The sequence below is a fragment of the Mycobacterium talmoniae genome, assembly GCF_001854525.1.
In the GTDB taxonomy this organism is placed as follows: domain Bacteria; phylum Actinomycetota; class Actinomycetes; order Mycobacteriales; family Mycobacteriaceae; genus Mycobacterium; species Mycobacterium talmoniae.
Map to the genome: position 1 here is coordinate 35630 of NZ_MLQM01000016.1, position 15228 is coordinate 50857.

The 15228-nt window shown below is 71.2% G+C and carries 13 protein-coding genes and 2 pseudogenes; 9 read left to right on the plus strand and 6 right to left on the minus strand.

The window, feature by feature from the left end; translation table 11 throughout:
• Positions 1–16: 16 nt before the first annotated feature.
• The 6 genes from BKN37_RS05530 (at position 17) to BKN37_RS05555 (ending at position 4053) form a co-directional block, all read left to right on the plus strand.
• Positions 17–424: a nitroreductase/quinone reductase family protein gene (locus BKN37_RS05530; protein WP_242657095.1), complete on the plus strand. Its 408-nt coding sequence runs from the start codon at positions 17–19 to the stop codon at positions 422–424.
• Positions 424–756 (plus strand): TfoX/Sxy family protein, encoded by a 333-nt coding sequence (locus tag BKN37_RS05535; protein ID WP_071022891.1) that lies wholly within the window; start codon positions 424–426, stop codon positions 754–756. The genes BKN37_RS05530 and BKN37_RS05535 overlap by 1 nt, the downstream gene beginning before the upstream one ends.
• 134 nt (positions 757–890) lie before the next feature.
• Entirely contained in the window at positions 891–1526 is a 636-nt protein-coding gene (locus BKN37_RS05540) for an endonuclease (protein ID WP_071022894.1), read from the plus strand.
• Between the two features lie 3 nt (positions 1527–1529).
• A complete protein-coding gene (locus BKN37_RS05545) occupies positions 1530–2267 on the plus strand; it encodes a DUF72 domain-containing protein (protein WP_071022896.1) in 738 nt (245 codons plus the stop codon).
• 44 nt (positions 2268–2311) lie between these two features.
• Positions 2312–3544 carry an NAD(P)/FAD-dependent oxidoreductase gene (locus BKN37_RS05550; RefSeq protein WP_071022899.1) on the plus strand — a complete coding sequence of 411 codons (1233 nt, stop codon included), beginning with the start codon at positions 2312–2314 and terminating at the stop codon, positions 3542–3544.
• 11 nt (positions 3545–3555) lie between these two features.
• A complete protein-coding gene (locus tag BKN37_RS05555; RefSeq protein ID WP_071022902.1) occupies positions 3556–4053 on the plus strand; it encodes a DoxX family protein in 498 nt (165 codons plus the stop codon).
• Here BKN37_RS05555 and BKN37_RS29740 read toward each other — a convergent pair.
• The 4 genes and pseudogenes from BKN37_RS29740 to BKN37_RS05570 all read right to left on the minus strand — a co-directional run.
• Positions 4035–4170: pseudogene (locus BKN37_RS29740) on the minus strand (alpha/beta hydrolase); the annotation flags it as partial. The gene BKN37_RS05555 and the pseudogene BKN37_RS29740 overlap by 19 nt on opposite strands.
• A gap of 13 nt (positions 4171–4183) precedes the next feature.
• Positions 4184–6310: an NAD-dependent epimerase/dehydratase family protein gene (locus BKN37_RS05560; protein WP_071022905.1), complete on the minus strand. Its 2127-nt coding sequence runs from the start codon at positions 6308–6310 to the stop codon at positions 4184–4186.
• Positions 6311–6430: 120 nt separating this feature from the next.
• Complete coding sequence (locus BKN37_RS05565) at positions 6431–7906, minus strand: acetyl-CoA acetyltransferase (RefSeq protein ID WP_071022909.1); 1476 nt, start codon at positions 7904–7906, stop codon at positions 6431–6433.
• The gene (locus BKN37_RS05570) at positions 7906–10308 is read right to left on the minus strand and encodes a CoA transferase (RefSeq protein WP_071022912.1); all 2403 of its coding nucleotides are present in this window, start codon (positions 10306–10308) and stop codon (positions 7906–7908) included. Before BKN37_RS05570 ends, BKN37_RS05565 begins: the two co-directional genes overlap by 1 nt.
• A 73-nt stretch (positions 10309–10381) precedes the next feature.
• Here BKN37_RS05570 and BKN37_RS05575 point away from each other — a divergent pair, with 73 nt between their 5' ends.
• Both BKN37_RS05575 and BKN37_RS05580 read left to right on the plus strand, forming a co-directional pair.
• On the plus strand, positions 10382–12748 hold the full coding sequence (locus tag BKN37_RS05575) for a phosphoketolase family protein (RefSeq protein ID WP_071022943.1): 2367 nt from the start codon (positions 10382–10384) through the stop codon (positions 12746–12748).
• Positions 12749–12758: 10 nt separating this feature from the next.
• The gene (locus tag BKN37_RS05580; protein ID WP_071022915.1) at positions 12759–13526 is read left to right on the plus strand and encodes a CPBP family intramembrane glutamic endopeptidase; all 768 of its coding nucleotides are present in this window, start codon (positions 12759–12761) and stop codon (positions 13524–13526) included.
• Positions 13527–13536: 10 nt separating this feature from the next.
• Here BKN37_RS05580 and BKN37_RS05585 read toward each other — a convergent pair whose 3' ends face one another.
• Both BKN37_RS05585 and BKN37_RS05590 read right to left on the minus strand, forming a co-directional pair.
• On the minus strand, positions 13537–14565 hold the full coding sequence (locus BKN37_RS05585) for a zinc-binding alcohol dehydrogenase family protein (RefSeq protein ID WP_071022918.1): 1029 nt from the start codon (positions 14563–14565) through the stop codon (positions 13537–13539).
• 52 nt (positions 14566–14617) lie between these two features.
• Entirely contained in the window at positions 14618–14917 is a 300-nt protein-coding gene (locus tag BKN37_RS05590; protein ID WP_071022922.1) for a GlsB/YeaQ/YmgE family stress response membrane protein, read from the minus strand.
• Between the two features lie 113 nt (positions 14918–15030).
• Here BKN37_RS05590 and BKN37_RS29055 point away from each other — a divergent pair.
• A pseudogene (locus BKN37_RS29055) lies at positions 15031–15228 on the plus strand (hypothetical protein); the annotation flags it as partial.

A 15228-nucleotide genomic window follows, 5' to 3' on the forward strand; every position in this document is an offset into this window, starting at 1 on the left:
CGCCCCAATCGTGCGAATCTGCGTCTGCTCGGCGTTAAATGGGGCGGTGAGCCTCAAACGACGCGTCGTGCACACCGTTCAGCGGCTGGTGGTCAACCCGATTGGGCGGCGGATGCCGGTGACCATGCTGGAAACCACCGGCCGCAAGTCCGGGCAGCCGCGGCGCACCGCGGTCGGCGGCCGGGTGGTCGACAACCAGTTCTGGATGGTCTCCGAGCACGGCACGCACTCCGACTATGTCCGCAACATCCAGGCCGATCCGCGGGTGCGGCTGCGCCTTCACGGCCGGTGGCGCGCCGGCACCGCCCAGCTGCTGCCCGACGACGACCCGGCGGCGCGGTTGCGCCAGTTGGGCGGGCTGAACAGTGCGGTGGTCCGGGTGGCGGGCAGCGATCTGCTGACCATCCGGGTCGACCTGGACTGATGGCCTACGACGAGGACCTGGCCAACCGGCTGCGCGAACTGCTCAGCGCCCACCGCGGCGTCGAGGAGAAGGCGATGTTCGGCGGGCTGGGCTTCCTGATCGGCGGGCACCTAGCGGTGGCGGCCAACCGCAACGGCGGGCTGCTGGTACGGGTGCCGCCCGCGGACGCCGAGAAGCTCCTGCACCGCGCGCACGTCGAACCGATGGTGATGGGCGGCCGGGAGATGCGGGGCTGGCTGCGCGTCGACGGGGCCGGGGTGCGCACCACACGGCAGCTGACGGGCTGGGTGGACCGATCGGTCGAGTTTGTCCGCGGGCTGCCCCCGAAGTAGCCGGCGTCGAAAACCGCGCCGGTTGTGCGTTTTCATACGCTCCGCCGCCGAAAAGCGTATGAAACCGCACAATCGGCGGGCGATGCCCGCGAACGGAACGTTAGAGGCCGGGGCGCGGCGGGTACGCCTGCCGTATGGCCCCACACGACCAGCGGGTGCGCCGGCTATTGCAGGTCGCCGGCACCACCTACGCCGCCGAGGCCGGCATCCGGCTCAAGAACACACCGATGCCGCTGTTTCAGCTGCTGGTGCTGTGCATGCTGGCCAGCAAGCCGATCGACGCGACCATCGCCATGCGCGCCGCCCGGGAACTGTTCCGCGACGGCCTGCGCACCCCGCGCGCCGTGCTGGACTCCGATCGGCGCACCATGATCCGCGCCTTCGGCCGCGCCCACTACGTCCGCTACGACGAAAGTTCGGCCACCCGGCTGACCGATATCGCCACCCGGGTCCGCGACGACTACGCCGGCGACCTGCGCAAAATGGCGCGGCGCAGCGACCACGATGTGGCCGCGGTCACCCGAATGCTCAAGGAATTCAAGGGTATCGGCGACACCGGGGCCGACATGTTCCTGCGTGAGGTGCAGGACGTGTGGACCTGGGTGCGGCCCCACTTCGATGACCGGGCCACCCGGGCCGCCAAGGCGCTGGGGTTGCCCACCGACCCCAAGAAGCTGGGTGACCTGGCGACCGGCCGCAACGCGCAGCTGGCCGCCGCGCTGGTGCGCTCGTCGTTGGACGACGATGTGCGCCGCCAGGTCACCGACTGACCGATGACGGTGCGCATCGGCACCTCCGGCTGGTCCTACGACCACTGGGCCGAGGTGTTGTATCCGCGCGGACTGTCCAGCGCCCGCCGGCTGGCCCGCTACGTCGAGGTGTTCGACACCGTCGAACTGAACGCCAGCTTCTACCGCTGGCCGACCGAGGCAACGTTCGCCCGGTGGCGCGATCAGCTGCCCGACGGATTCGCCATGTCGGTCAAGGCCCACCGCGGCTTGACGCATTACCGCCGGCTCGCCTCCCCGGAGCCGTGGATCGAACGGTTCGAACGCTGCTGGCGCACCCTGGGTGACCACGCCGGCGTGTTGCTGGTGCAGCTGCATCCCGAGCAACGCCGCGACGACGCGCGCCTCGATCAGTTCCTGGCCCGGCTGCCGGATTGGCTGCGGGTGGCCGTCGAACTGCGCCACCCGTCCTGGGACGACGACCGGGTGTATGCGCTGCTGCAGCGGCATCGCGCCGCGTACGTGGTGATGAGCGGGACCGGGCTGGCCTGCATCCCGCGGGCCACCACCGATGTGGTGTATCTGCGGATGCACGGACCCGACCCGAGCGCGCTGTACACCGGCAGCTATTCGGCTGTCGAGCTGGACCGGTGGGCCGAGCGGATCACGGCCTGGCGGGCCCAGAATCGGCAGGTGTGGGTGTATTTCAACAACGATCCACATGGCCACGCGGTGGGTGACGCGTTGGCGTTACGCCAGCGGCTGACCGGTCCGGCCGAGTAGGCTAAGGCCCGACATCGGTCGCACCACGGAACGGAGCAGCCCTCATGTCAGCATCCGACACGTTCGTCATCGTCGGCGGCGGCCTGGCCGGCGCTAAAGCAGCAGAAGCCCTCCGCGGCAACAACTTCGACGGGCGCGTGGTGCTGATCGCCGACGAACGGCGGCTGCCCTACGAGCGGCCCCCGCTGTCCAAGGAATACCTGGCGGGCAAGAAAACGCTCAGCGATTTCACCGTCGAGTCCGCGGACTGGTACCGCGACCACGACGTTGACCTGCGGCTCGGGGTGCGCGCGGTGGCGCTGGATCCGGCCACCCGCACGGTGGGGCTGTCCGACGACACCACGGTGTCCTACGACAAACTGCTGCTGGCCACCGGATCACGGTCGCGCCGACCGCCGATCCCGGGTTCCGACGCCGCCGGCGTGCACTATCTGCGGACCTTCGACGACGCCGAGGCGCTGGATTCCGCGCTGACCCAAGGTGCTTCGCTCGCGGTCGTCGGAGCGGGGTGGATCGGGCTGGAGGTGGCGGCCAGCGCCCGGCAGCGCGGCGTGCAGGTCAGTGTGGTCGAGATGGCCCCGGTGCCGCTGCAGGCCGCGCTGGGCACCGAACTGGGCGAGGTGTTCGCCAAGCTGCACCGCGAGCACGACGTCGACCTGCGGCTGGGCGCCAGTGTCGCCGAGATCAGCACAGCGGGCGGGGCGGCCACCGGGCTGCAGCTCGGTGACGGGTCGCGGATCAGCGCCGACGCCGTGCTGGTCGCCGTCGGCGCCCAGCCCAACATCGAACTCGCCGACGCCGCCGGACTGCGGCTGGGCGACGGCGGCGTGCTCGTCGATGCGTCGCTGCGCAGCAGTGACCCCGACATCTACGCCGTCGGCGACATCGCGGCAGCCCAGCATCCGCTGCTGCACACCCGGATCCGCACCGAACACTGGGCCAACGCGCTCAAGCAGCCGGCCACGGCGGCGGCCGGGATGCTGGGCCAGCAGGCCGAATACGACGAGCTGCCGTACTTCTTCACCGACCAGTACGACCTGGGCATGGAGTACGTCGGGTACGCGGCCAGCTATCAGCGGGTGGTGTTCCGCGGCGACGTCGACGGCCGCGAGTTCGTCGCATTCTGGCTCGACGGCGAAAACCGGGTGCTGGCCGGGATGAACGTCAACATCTGGGAGGGCCTCGACGACATCAAGGACCTCATCCGGTCGCGGGCCCCGGTGGACCCCGACGCGCTCGCCGACAGTCAGGCACCGCTGGGTGCGTTGCTGAATTAGCCACTGCCTCAATGGTTCGTCATCCGCTCGGACGCGCTGCGTACCGTCGCATCACCGGCACGCTGAACGGCCTGGGCTGGCTGCCGAATTTGGTGCTGCGCCTCACCGTTGGGTTCATGTTCTTCAGTGGCGCGGTCGGCAAGCTCGGTGATCTCGGTAAGTTCACGGCGATGTTTGCCGGCTTGGGCATTCCAGCGGCGCAGGTGCTCGCGCCGTTTACCGCGGCCGTGGAACTTGTGGGTGGTGCGGCGTTGATGCTGGGCCTGGGTACCCGGCTGGTGGCTCTGGTACTGGCCGGAGACATGGTCGGCGCGTTAATCACCGACATCGGGCCGAGCCTGGCGCACAAGTACCCGGATCTGTGGGATTTCCTAAGCAATCTGTTCTATGCCCCGGAGTGGCTGCTGATCGGGCTGCTGCTGTGGCTGCTGTGTGTCGGGGCCGGCAAGGCCAGCCTCGACGAGCTGGTGGATCGACGATGGGCGACGCGAACCGACCGAAAATCGTAGGAACTGGACGGGAAACCGTGCAGCAGCAGCGGCGTCGGACCGTCGCGCGGTCCGGACCGGACGAAAACCTTTCCAGCGGCCAGCGTCGCACCATTCGCGGCCGGTCGGCGGAAGCACAAAGTCGGGCACCTCACGCGGTTCCCTCGGGGGCCGCCACCGGCGACCAGGTGTGGTCGAATACGTCCGGCAGATGCAGCGCCTGCAGGCGTTCCCGTTCGGCGCGGCGCCGTTTGATCCGCAGCCGGGCGTCGGCGGACATGGTCAGCAGTTCCTCGCAGGTCAGGTAGTACACGTCGTCGACGGTGTCCAGAAGTTCGGCGCGCACCCGCCGAGATCCGATCTCGCGCAACGTCATCCGCAACTCGTGGGTGAACCGCATGGTCGCGTCGTAGGCTGTTTCCCGAGAGACCAGGGTGTTGGCCACCATCCGCTGCGCCAGGGTCGCCGACCCGGGCGTCGGGGCCGGCACCGCGGCCGCGGTGCCGGCGGCCGCCACGGTGGTCAACAGCAGGGCCCGGTCGTCACCGAACACCGGGTTGGCCAGTTCGGCCTCCCCCGGCCCGCGGTGGCCGATCCGGCCCGCGACGGCGTCGACGGCGGCGGCGAATCGCGGCGACACCGCGCGGATCCCGGCCAGGTCGCCCTCCTGGGCCAGCTCGCGCAGCTGCGGATTGCGCTGCAACACCTCGATCAGCGACGCGGTCTCGTCGGCCACCCGCCGGCTTTCCAACACGGCCCCGAAACCGGCGGCGGTGCTGGGGCCGACCGCGCCGGTGTGCTCCACCGCGGCCGCGGTGACCCCGTTGTCCACCACCCACAGCGCGATCAGACTCCAGCCCTGGTGGATTCGGTCCCGCAGCAGCTGCAGCCGCACCTCGAGTCGGGCATCCGGCAGCGCCGCCAGCTGCGCGGCTTTCAGGTGGGCGGCCGCCGCGGCGGCCGCGTACGCCTCGGTGTCGGTTTTCAGGTGCCGCAGCGTGGTCAACGCCCGGGTCACCACGATCGCCCGGGCCGCCGGCACCGGCAGGCTTCCCGCCGAGCGGGGCCGGCCCAACGGGAACAGGTCGTGGGGATGCCCGCCGAGGGCCCGTTCGGTCAGGGCGTGTTCATCCCAGCCGGGCAGCTGGCCGGCCACCACCGCGCTGGTGGACACCCCGATGTAGGGGCGGTGACCGAACACCGCGATACCTCGGCTCTCCCATTCCGTGGCGACCACCCCGTGCAGCGCCAATACCTGCGCCACTTCCCGGCTGGCGCTCCGCAGCCCGGCCAACTGCACATCCAGGGTCATCGGGGTCAGCGGACCCGCCAGCGCGTCGGCCAACGTGGTGGCGCTGAACACCGGAAACCGCGGATCGATGCGGTCGTCGAACTCCCCCTCCAGCCCGTCCGGCGCCGCGCAGTGCAGCGTGGCGCCGTCGCACGGCTCCCAGCCCGGCGCGGTTTCCACCGGCATCGGCAGGTGGCCGGACACCTCGGTGGCCCCGGCGACGTCCAGGCGGCGGCCGGTCAGCCCGCGGACGGTGTCGGCGACCGCATCGGTGGCCGGCCAACCGCATTCGAAGGTCCAGTCGTCCTGCAGCGCCGCCATATCCAGCTCCGGCATGGGGTGCGGCCAGCTGGCGATGCGGTGGGTGTGCGGCTGCCGGGTGGCGGTGCGCAGCAGCCGGTGCGCGGTCGTCATGTCGACGGTGTCCGGTGTCGCGAGTTCGACGAGCCCGGTCCGGTCGGTGCCCACCGCCTGCACCAGGAACCGGACCAGGTCGTCGAAGTGCAGCAGCCGCATCGTCTGCGGGGACATCTTGGCCCGCAGCAGGCTGGCGACGGTGCGACACACCACCCAGTCGAGCTGCCGCCCCACCAGCGGCGCCACCCGGACGATCAGGCTCGGCGCCCACGCCGACGCCACCAATTGTTCGGCGTGGCGGTACAGCTCCGGTTGGCCGGCGGCGTGGGACACGAACAGCAGCCGCGCGCCGGCCCGGGCGGCCGCGTGGCTGACCTGCACGACGCCGTCGATCCCGGCGCTGCCGGGGGCGCTGGCCTCGATCGGGGCCAGGTGGACGACGACGTCAGCGGCGTCGGTCAGGTCGTCCAGCACCGCGCCGGCCAGCGGCGCGCAGACAAAATCGACCTCGGGATCCAGCCGTTCGTGCGGGGAGTCGGCGATGCCGCTCACGGCGTATCCGGCGGCCAGCAGTTGTCGGGCCAGGGAGCGTCCGATCGCCCCGGTGACATCGGTAATCAGAATCTGCACCGCGTCCCACCTCCGCAACGCCTAACTCGACAATAAGCACATTGGCGCGCTTCGCGTAGGTTTTTGTCGTGGCCGTTAGCCCGTCGTTACCTGCCGGCGGGTGCCGGTGAATGCCCGGGGCTAAGGCAGCGTGGCCGTGCCGTCGGCGTGCACCGTGACCGCGGCGCCGCCGATGTCGTCGCGCACGGTCAGCGCGGCCGCCGCCGGGTCGGTGATCAGCGCAAAGGCCCGGGACCCCTCGGGGGTGCGGACCGCCACGAACGCCTTCTCCGGCTGCCCGTCCCGGTTATACGGCGTGGTCCACGACTCCACGGTGCCCACCCCGTCCCACTGCACCGCGGCCGGGCGGGTGGGTTCGCGGTCGACCGCGGCCTGCACGTCTTCCCAGCGGAATCCGGACGTCGGTGGTTCGGTGCCGTACACGCCGAAACTGTGTTTGGTCAGATACCCGCCGTTGGCGGTGATCAGGCCGCGCCGGCCCGGGTTGGCGACCAGCAGTTCGGCCAGCGTGCCGATGGAATGGCTGACGTAGTTGCTCCACGGACCGCCGGCGAAGGTCAGCCCACCGGTCACCGTCAACGGGCGAGCCGGGTCGTCGGTCGGCAACCCCAGTTCACTCGCCGCGACCTGGACGGCGGACGGAAAACACGAGTACAGGTCGACGTAGTCCAGATCGTCGATCCCGACCCCGGCCAGTTCCAGCACCCGCGCCCCACCGATCCGGATGGCCGGGGATCGGTGCAGCTCGGCGCGCTCGGCGACGGCGTAGGTGTCGTGCGCATCGGTGCCGGCCTGCGGGAAGACCCACCGTTCGGTCGGGACCTGCAGCTCTTTGGCGCGCTGCACCGAGGTCAGGATCAGCGCGGCCCCCTGGTCGACCATGTTGTTGGAGTTCATCAACTTGGTGTACGGCCAGCTGATCATCCGGTTCGTCGGGCCCGGCTGACAAATCTCGGCGGCGCCGACCGGTTCCCGAATCCAGGCGTGCGGATTGCGCACCGCGACCGCGTTGAACCGCGCCCACAGCTCGCCGATGCGGCCGCGGTGCTCCTCGACCGACGCGCCGGCGGCCAGCCGCAGCGCCTGCTCGAATAGCGGGTACACGTAGGCCGGCCGGTCCAGCCGGATCCGGTCCTCGGCCGGGCCGCTCATCGGGACGTTGTCGCCGTCGGTTTCGGCGAGCGGAACGGATTCGTCCTGCTGGGTCCAGACGAGCCTGCCACCGCGGGCCCGCAGCCGGGTGCGGGTGCGCCAGGTTTCGGCGCCCGCGACCAGCACCACCCCGGCGCGTCCGTGCCAAATGTCCAGGCACGCCTGGTTGACCAGGGACTGCGGGACGTTGCCGCCGACCCCGCTGTAGCGGGTGGCGGGCTGATCGGCGCCGAGATGCTCGCCGAGCAGCCGTCCCGCGTCGCGGTAGCGCGCCGAGAGCACATTGACCACCCGGATGCTGTCCACCGCGGTGAGCACCCGGGCCGCGGCGGCCTCGCGCGCCGCCGCCGCCATCAACGCGACCGGCTCCAGGTCGGCCCGCTCCTCGCGCTGATTGAGCTGCCCGTAGCCGATCAGCACCGGTGTGCGCGGGTCGAGGGCCATCAGCGCCGCTCCTTGTCGTCGTCGCTGGCGAACAGCACCCCGTCGGTGATCAGCTGCTCGATGCGCGCCGGCTCCAGCCCGAGCACGTTCTTGCAGATGGCCCGGGTGTCCTGACCCGGCAGCGGCGCCGGCCGCTGCGGCGCTGCCGGAATGTGCCGAAACGGCGCGGGTCCGGTCTCGGCCGGCAGCGGGTGGTCGATCAGCGGGTGGGTCATCTCGCGGAACAGCCGTCGGTGCCGCAGCTGCGGATCCTCCGGGATGTCGGGATGCCGGTTCATCGGGCCGGCCGGCACCCCGGCGTTCTGCAGCGCCGCGGCGACCTGCACCGGGGTGCGGGTGCCCGTCCAGGCGGCCAGTTCGGCGACCAGGTAGGCGCGGTGGGCCAGCCGCGCGCCGCCGCTGGCAAAGCGGGCGTCGTCGACCAGCTGCGGGCGGGCGGCCACGTCGGTGACCGAGCGCCAGTCGGCCTCCGACCGGATCGAGATCACGCACCATTCGTCGTCGCCGGCGCACGGGCACACCGCGTGCACGACGGGGTCCTCCTCGACCTGATCGGGATCGGCCGCCTGGGTGACATACCGGGTGTCGAGCTGGTTGAGCACGACCTCGGCCTGCGAGACATGCACCCGGGCGCCCACCCCGGTGTGGTCCCGGTGGATCAGCGCGGCCAGCGCGCCGATCGCGGTGACCCGCCCCACCACGTGGTCGGGGAACACCGTCGTCGCGTCGTAGAACGGGTGCCGGGCGCCGGTGGCGTCGACGGCGTCCGGCGAGGTCCACAGCCGGGTGGCGCCGGTGCTGGCGCGGACCAGCGGGCCGTACCCCATCCGGGTGCTCCACGGGCCGGTGTCGCCGAACGCGCTGCTCTCGGCGAGCACAATCCGCGGGTTCCGCGCGCGCAGGGCGTCGTAGGGAAACCCCAGCGCGGCCAGGGTGCCGGGCTTGAAGTTGGCGAAGACGGCGTCGGCGTCGGCGACCAGGTCGCCGAACAGCCGTTTGCCCTGCGCGCTGCGCAGATCCAACCCCAACCCGAGGTTGTTGCGGTGCGTCCAGGCGAACGACTCGCTGATCGCATCGCCGGCGCGGGCCTGCCGTAGCCCGTCGGGGTAGGCCGCGCTTTCCACCTTGATGACCTCGGCGCCCAGATCCGCGAACAGCCGGCTGGTTTCGCCGCCGGCGACGATGATGCCCAGATCCAGGATGCGGATCCCGTCGAACGGGTAGCCGCCGACCGTGCCCGCCGCGGCGCCGGGATCGGCCGGGTCGGCGAGCCAGCGTGGGTCCCCGGACCCGGCCGGCGGGGCCGGGTGGCGAAAACCGGCGTGCTGGCCGTCGACGGTGAAATAGCCGACCGGGACGTCGGCGGCCACCCCGGCGGCCAGTTCGGTGGACGCCAGCGCACCGACCGCGGTGAAGTGCTCGGAGGCCAGCACCTGCGTCGGGGTCAGCACCGCCGCGATTGGCACCCCGTGCGCCTGACCGGCGGCCACCAGCTCGGCCATGGTTTTGCCGGCGAACAGCTCGGTGATCAACACGCCGATCGCCGGCCAGGCCGCGAACCGTTCCGCGATCACGTCATATTTGGGGTCGCGGAACGGCTCGGGCTCCCCCAGCCACGCCCGCAGCCCGCGCCACTGCCGCGGCGCCATCACGCAGATCCGGACGTAGCCGTCGGCGCAGCGGTAGATCGGGTAGGCGTCCTGGTTTTTCGGCCGGCCGCGCCACCGGTCGGGTTTGCGCCGGGCCGCCGCGACCTGCCCCTGCGCACCGAACACCGGGTCGAGCACCGTCACCACCGCGTCGAAACGCGAAAAGTCGATGTAATCCCCGGTGCCGCACCGCAACCGGTTGTAGTAGGCGACGAGCGTCGCCCACGCGGCCTGCACCGCGGCGGTGGCCGAGGCGATGCCGTCGAGCGGCAACACCGGGGTGCCGGTGGTGGGGCCGGTGCGCGACAACGCCCCGGACAGCGCGTAGAACACCGGGTCGGTGGCCCGCCACGCCGACCGCGGACCCGACGCGCCGAAGTCCGAGATCGCCAGCGCCACCAGCCGGGGGTGCCGATCGGCCAGCTCGGCGCACGAGGTGCCGTAGGCCGCGGTCTGCCCCGGCAGCCCGCGGTCCACGACAATGTCGGCGGTGCCGGCCAGCTCGACGAGCCGGCGCCGGTCGCCGCGGTCGGCCGGGTCCAGCACGATGCTGCGTTTGTTGGCGTTGTGCAGCGCGAAGCCGATGCTGGTGCCGGCCAGCGTCGGCCGGTGCGCCCGCCCTGGGCTGCCGCCGGGCGGCTCCACCTTGAGCACGTCGGCGCCCAGGTCGGCGAACAGGCGGGTCACCGGGTCCGACGCGTCGTCGCCGAGGTCGAGCACCCGCAGACAAGACAGCAGCCCGGCGTCGACCATGCCGTCAGCGTAGTGCGCAGGTTTTCCGCGTTTGGCCGCCGGTTATTCACCGCGGATGACCACAATCGGACAGATGAGCACCGCAACCCTCTCCGGCGACGAGCTCGACCTCATCGACGCCTATTGGCGCGCCGCCAACTACCTGTCCGTCGGGCAGATCTACCTGCTGGACAACCCGCTGCTGACCGAACCGCTGACCCCCGAGCACATCAAGCCGCGGCTGCTGGGCCATTGGGGCACCACCCCGGGGCTCAACCTGCTCTACGCGCACCTCAACCGGATCATCCGCAACCGCGACGCCAACGTCATCTTCATCACCGGGCCCGGGCACGGCGGGCCGGGGCTGGTCGCCAACGCCTACCTGGAGGGCACCTACAGCGAGGTGTACACCGGCATCGAGGAGGACACCGACGGGCTGCGGAAGCTGTTCCGCCAGTTCTCGTTTCCCGGCGGTATCCCCAGCCACGTCGCCGCCCAGACCCCGGGGTCGATCCATGAGGGCGGCGAGCTGGGCTATGCCCTGGTGCACGCCTACGGGGCGGCGTTCGACAACCCGGATCTGGTGGTGGCCTGCGTCATCGGCGACGGGGAGGCCGAAACCGGGCCGCTGGCCGCCAGCTGGCATTCCAACAAGTTCCTCAACCCGGTCCGCGACGGCGCGGTGTTGCCGGTGCTGCACCTCAACGGCTACAAGATCGCCAACCCGACGGTGTTGGCCCGCATCCCCGCCGACCAGCTCGATGCGCTGCTGTACGGCTACGGCTACCGGCCGATCACCGTGGCCGGCGATGATCCGGCGATCGTGCACCAGCAGCTGGCGACCGCGCTGGATGAGGCCTTCGACCAGATCGCGGCCATCCAGCAAGCCGCGCGGATCGACGGGGTCAAAGACCGCCCGCTGTGGCCGATGATCGTGCTGCGCACCCCCAAGGGCTGGACCGGACCGGCGGTGGTCGACGGCAAGCAGGTGGAGGGCACCTGGCGGGCCCATCAGGTGCCGCTGGCCGAAACCCACGACAATCCCGCTCATCGCGCCCAGCTCGAGGAATGGCTGCGCAGCTATCGGCCCGCCGAGCTGTTCGACGACGACGGCGCGCTGCGGCCCGAGCTGCGCGCGGCCGCGCCGCGCGGGGACCGCCGGATGAGCGCCAACCCGCACGCCAACGGCGGGCTGTTGCTGCACGACCTGGACCTGCCGGATTTCCGCGACTACGCCGTCGAGGTCAACGCGCCCGCCGCCACCACCCATGAGGCCACCCGGGTGCTGGGCACGTTCGTGCGCGACGTCATCGCCCGCAACCGCGACCGGTTCCGGCTGATGGGGCCCGACGAGACCGCCTCCAACCGGCTCTCGGCGGTGTTCGACGCCACCGACAAGGTGTGGCTGGAGGAGACCACCGCCGACGACGAGCACCTGTCCCCCGACGGCCGGGTGATGGAGGTGCTCTCCGAGCACCTGTGCCAGGGCTGGCTGGAGGGCTACCTGCTGACCGGCCGGCACGGCCTGTTCAACTGCTATGAGGCGTTCGTGCACATCGTCGATTCGATGTTCAACCAGCACGCGAAATGGTTGTCGGTCAGCCGCGAACTGCCGTGGCGTCGGCCCATCGCCTCGCTGAACTACCTGCTGACCTCGCACGTGTGGCGCCAAGACCACAACGGCGCGTCGCATCAGGATCCCGGCTTCATCGACCTGGTCGCCAACAAGCGCGCCGAGATCGTGCGGGTGTATCTGCCGCCCGACGGCAACACCTTGCTGTCGGTGGCCGACCACTGCCTGCGCAGCCGCGACTACGTCAACGTGATCGTCGCCGGCAAACAACCCGCGCTGGCCTACCTGGACATGGACGCCGCCGTCGCGCACTGCACCCGCGGGCTGGGCATCTGGGACTGGGCGAGTACCGCCACCGGCGAACCCGACGTGGTGCTGGCGTGCGCCGGGGACATCCCGACGCTGGAGACGCTGGCCGCCGCCGACATCTTGCGCCGCGAGCTGCCGGAGCTGGCCGTGCGGGTGATCAACGTCGTCGACATCATGCGGTTGCAGCCCGACTCCGAGCACCCGCATGGGCTGCCGGACAAGGAGTTTGACGCCCTGTTCACCCGCGATAAGCCGGTCATCTTCGCCTATCACGGCTATCCGTGGCTGATCCACCGGCTCACCTACCGGCGCGCCAACCACCACGGCATGCATGTCCGCGGCTACAACGAGCGCGGCACCACCACCACCCCGTTCGACATGGTGATGCTCAACAGCTTGGACCGCTTCCACCTGGTGTTGGACGTCATCGACTGGGTGGACGGGCTGGCGACGCGGTGCGCGCCGCTGCGGCAACGGATGGCCGACGCCCGGTTGGCGGCCCGCCGCTACACCCGCGAGCACGGCGAGGACGACCCGGCGATCGCCGGCTGGACCTGGGCGTCGTCGTCGCGCCGGTAGAATCGCGGCAATGTCAGCCCAGGAATGCGCGGTGGCCGGGGGGCCGCATCCGCTGAAGTCGCAGCTTTCCGCGCTGCACCATGCCCGCATCTACGTCGACGTCGCCGTCGTCGTGGTGGTGCTGGCGCTGACCAACCTGATCGCGCACTTCACCACGCCGTGGGCCGGGGTGGCCGCCGTACCGGCCGCGGCGGTGGGCCTGGTGCTGCTGGTGCGCGCCCGCGGGCTGGGCTGGGCCGAGCTGGGTCTGGGCCGCGACCACTGGAAATCCGGGGTGGGCTACGCGCTGGCCGCGGTGGCCGTGGTGGTAGCGGTGATCGCCGTGGGGGCGTTGCTGCCGTGGACGCGGCCGCTGTTCCTCAACAACCGGTACGCGACGGTGTCCGGGGCGCTGCTGGCCTCGATGCTCATCATCCCGCTGCAGACCGTGATCCCCGAGGAGCTGGCGTTTCGCGGGGTGCTGCACGGTGCGCTGAACCGGGCCTGGGGGTTTCGCGGTGTCGCCGCCGCGGGCTCGCTGCTGTTCGGGCTGTGGCATATCGCCACGTCGCTGGGGTTGACCAGCAGCAATGTCGGGTTCACCCGGCTGTTCGGCGGCGGCCTGCTGGGCATGGCCGCCGGGGTGACGTTGGCGGTGTGCGCCACCGCGGTGGCCGGTTTCGTGTTCAGCTGGCTGCGGCGGCGCAGCGGCAGCCTGATCGCGCCGATCGCCCTGCACTGGTCGCTGAACGGGTTGGGGGCGCTGGCCGCCGCCCTGGTGTGGCACCTGTCCAGCTGACTTAAGACCGTTACGCCAGCAGCACCGCCGCGCCGGCGATCCGCCCGGCGGCCAGGTCGGTCAACGCCCGGTCGGCCTCGGCCAGCGGGTACTCCGGGGTGGTCACGTTGATGTGGTGTCGGCCGGCGAAGTCCAGGAAGGCCCGCGCGTCGGCGCGGGTATTGGAGGTCACCGACCGGATCTGGCGCTCCTGGAACAGGTGGCACTGATAGTTCAGGGTCGGGATGTCGCTGAGGTGGATGCCGGCGATGGCCAGTGTGCCGCCGCGATCCAGCGCTTCACACGCCGGCAGCACCAGGTCGCCGACCGGGGCGAACAGGATCGCGGCGTCCAGCGGTACCGGCGGCGGGTCGGCGGCGCCTTGGGCGGAGGCCGCGCCCAGCTCCAACGCCAGCTGCTGGGCCCGGGTGCCGCGGGTCATCACGTGAACCTCGGCGCCCTGCGCCACCGCCACCTGGGCGGTGATGTGGGCGCTGCCGCCGAAGCCGTACAGCCCTAACCGGCCGCCGGGCGGCAGCTCGGCGCGCAGCAGCGCCCGGTAGCCGATGATGCCGGCGCACAGCAGCGGCGCCAGTTCGCTGTCGCTGTAGCCGGTCGGCAGGTGGTGCGCGAATGCGGCGGGGACGGTGGCGAATTCGGCGTAGCCGCCGTCGGCGTCCCAGCCGGTGTAGCGCGATGCCGGGCACAGGTTCTCCGCGCCGCGGCGACAGTAGCTGCAGCTGCCGCAGGTGTGGCGCAGCCACGCGATGCCCACCCGGTCGCCGACGGTGAACTCGTCGCCGGCCTCGGCGCCGACCTCGAGGACCTCCCCGACCACCTCATGGCCGGGGATGACGTGGTCGCGGTGCACCGGAAGGTCGCCCTCGGCGACGTGCAGATCGGTGCGGCACACCCCGCAGGCGTGCACGGTGACCAGCAGCTCCGACGGCGCCGGGCGGGGGATGTCGGTGGTTACCCGCTCCAGCGGGCCGGTGGACATCGGGCCGGGTCGACGCACCCGCCACGCGCTCATCGTCGCGCCGGTCAGTCCCGAGGCCATGACTTCATCATGCCCCGCCCCCGGCGGGTACCGGCGCGCCGCGGCGGACCGCTTAGGTCTTTCGCACCAGCCCGACGAGCCACAACAGGATCACCGAGCCGAGGACCGCGGTGAACAGCGTGAACCACCAGCCGCCGCCGGCGGTGTTCAGGATGAAGCTCAGCAGAAAGCCGCCGATCAACGCGCCCGCGACACCGATGACGATGTTCATCAGGATGCCGGATCCGCTGCCTTTGACGATCTTGCCCGCGATCCACCCCGCGATGGCGCCGATGATGATGTAACCGATCCAGCCGACGCTGGTCAGCGTGCTTGAGCGGGCGAGATATTCGGTTGCTGCCAGGATGTCCATACCGAACCCCTTGCTATCCGGCCGCGCTCAGCGCGGCTGTCTGCGTCTTCTCTCGGGTATACCGCAGCAACGTAACGAATGGGCCCTCAACGGGCCACGATCGAATTAGGTCGGTGTCCCTGCCGGTGCGGGCGGTGCGGCCGGTGCCGGAGCCACCGCGGGTGCCCCCGGAGCGGGCTCCGCCGGGGCGGCCGGCGCCGGTGGGGCGGCCGGCGCTCCCGGGGCTGGCGGCGCGGCGGGAGCGGGTGGAGCGGCGGGAGCACCCGGCGCCGGTGGTGCAGCCGGTGCGCCCGGGGCGGGCGGTGCAGCCG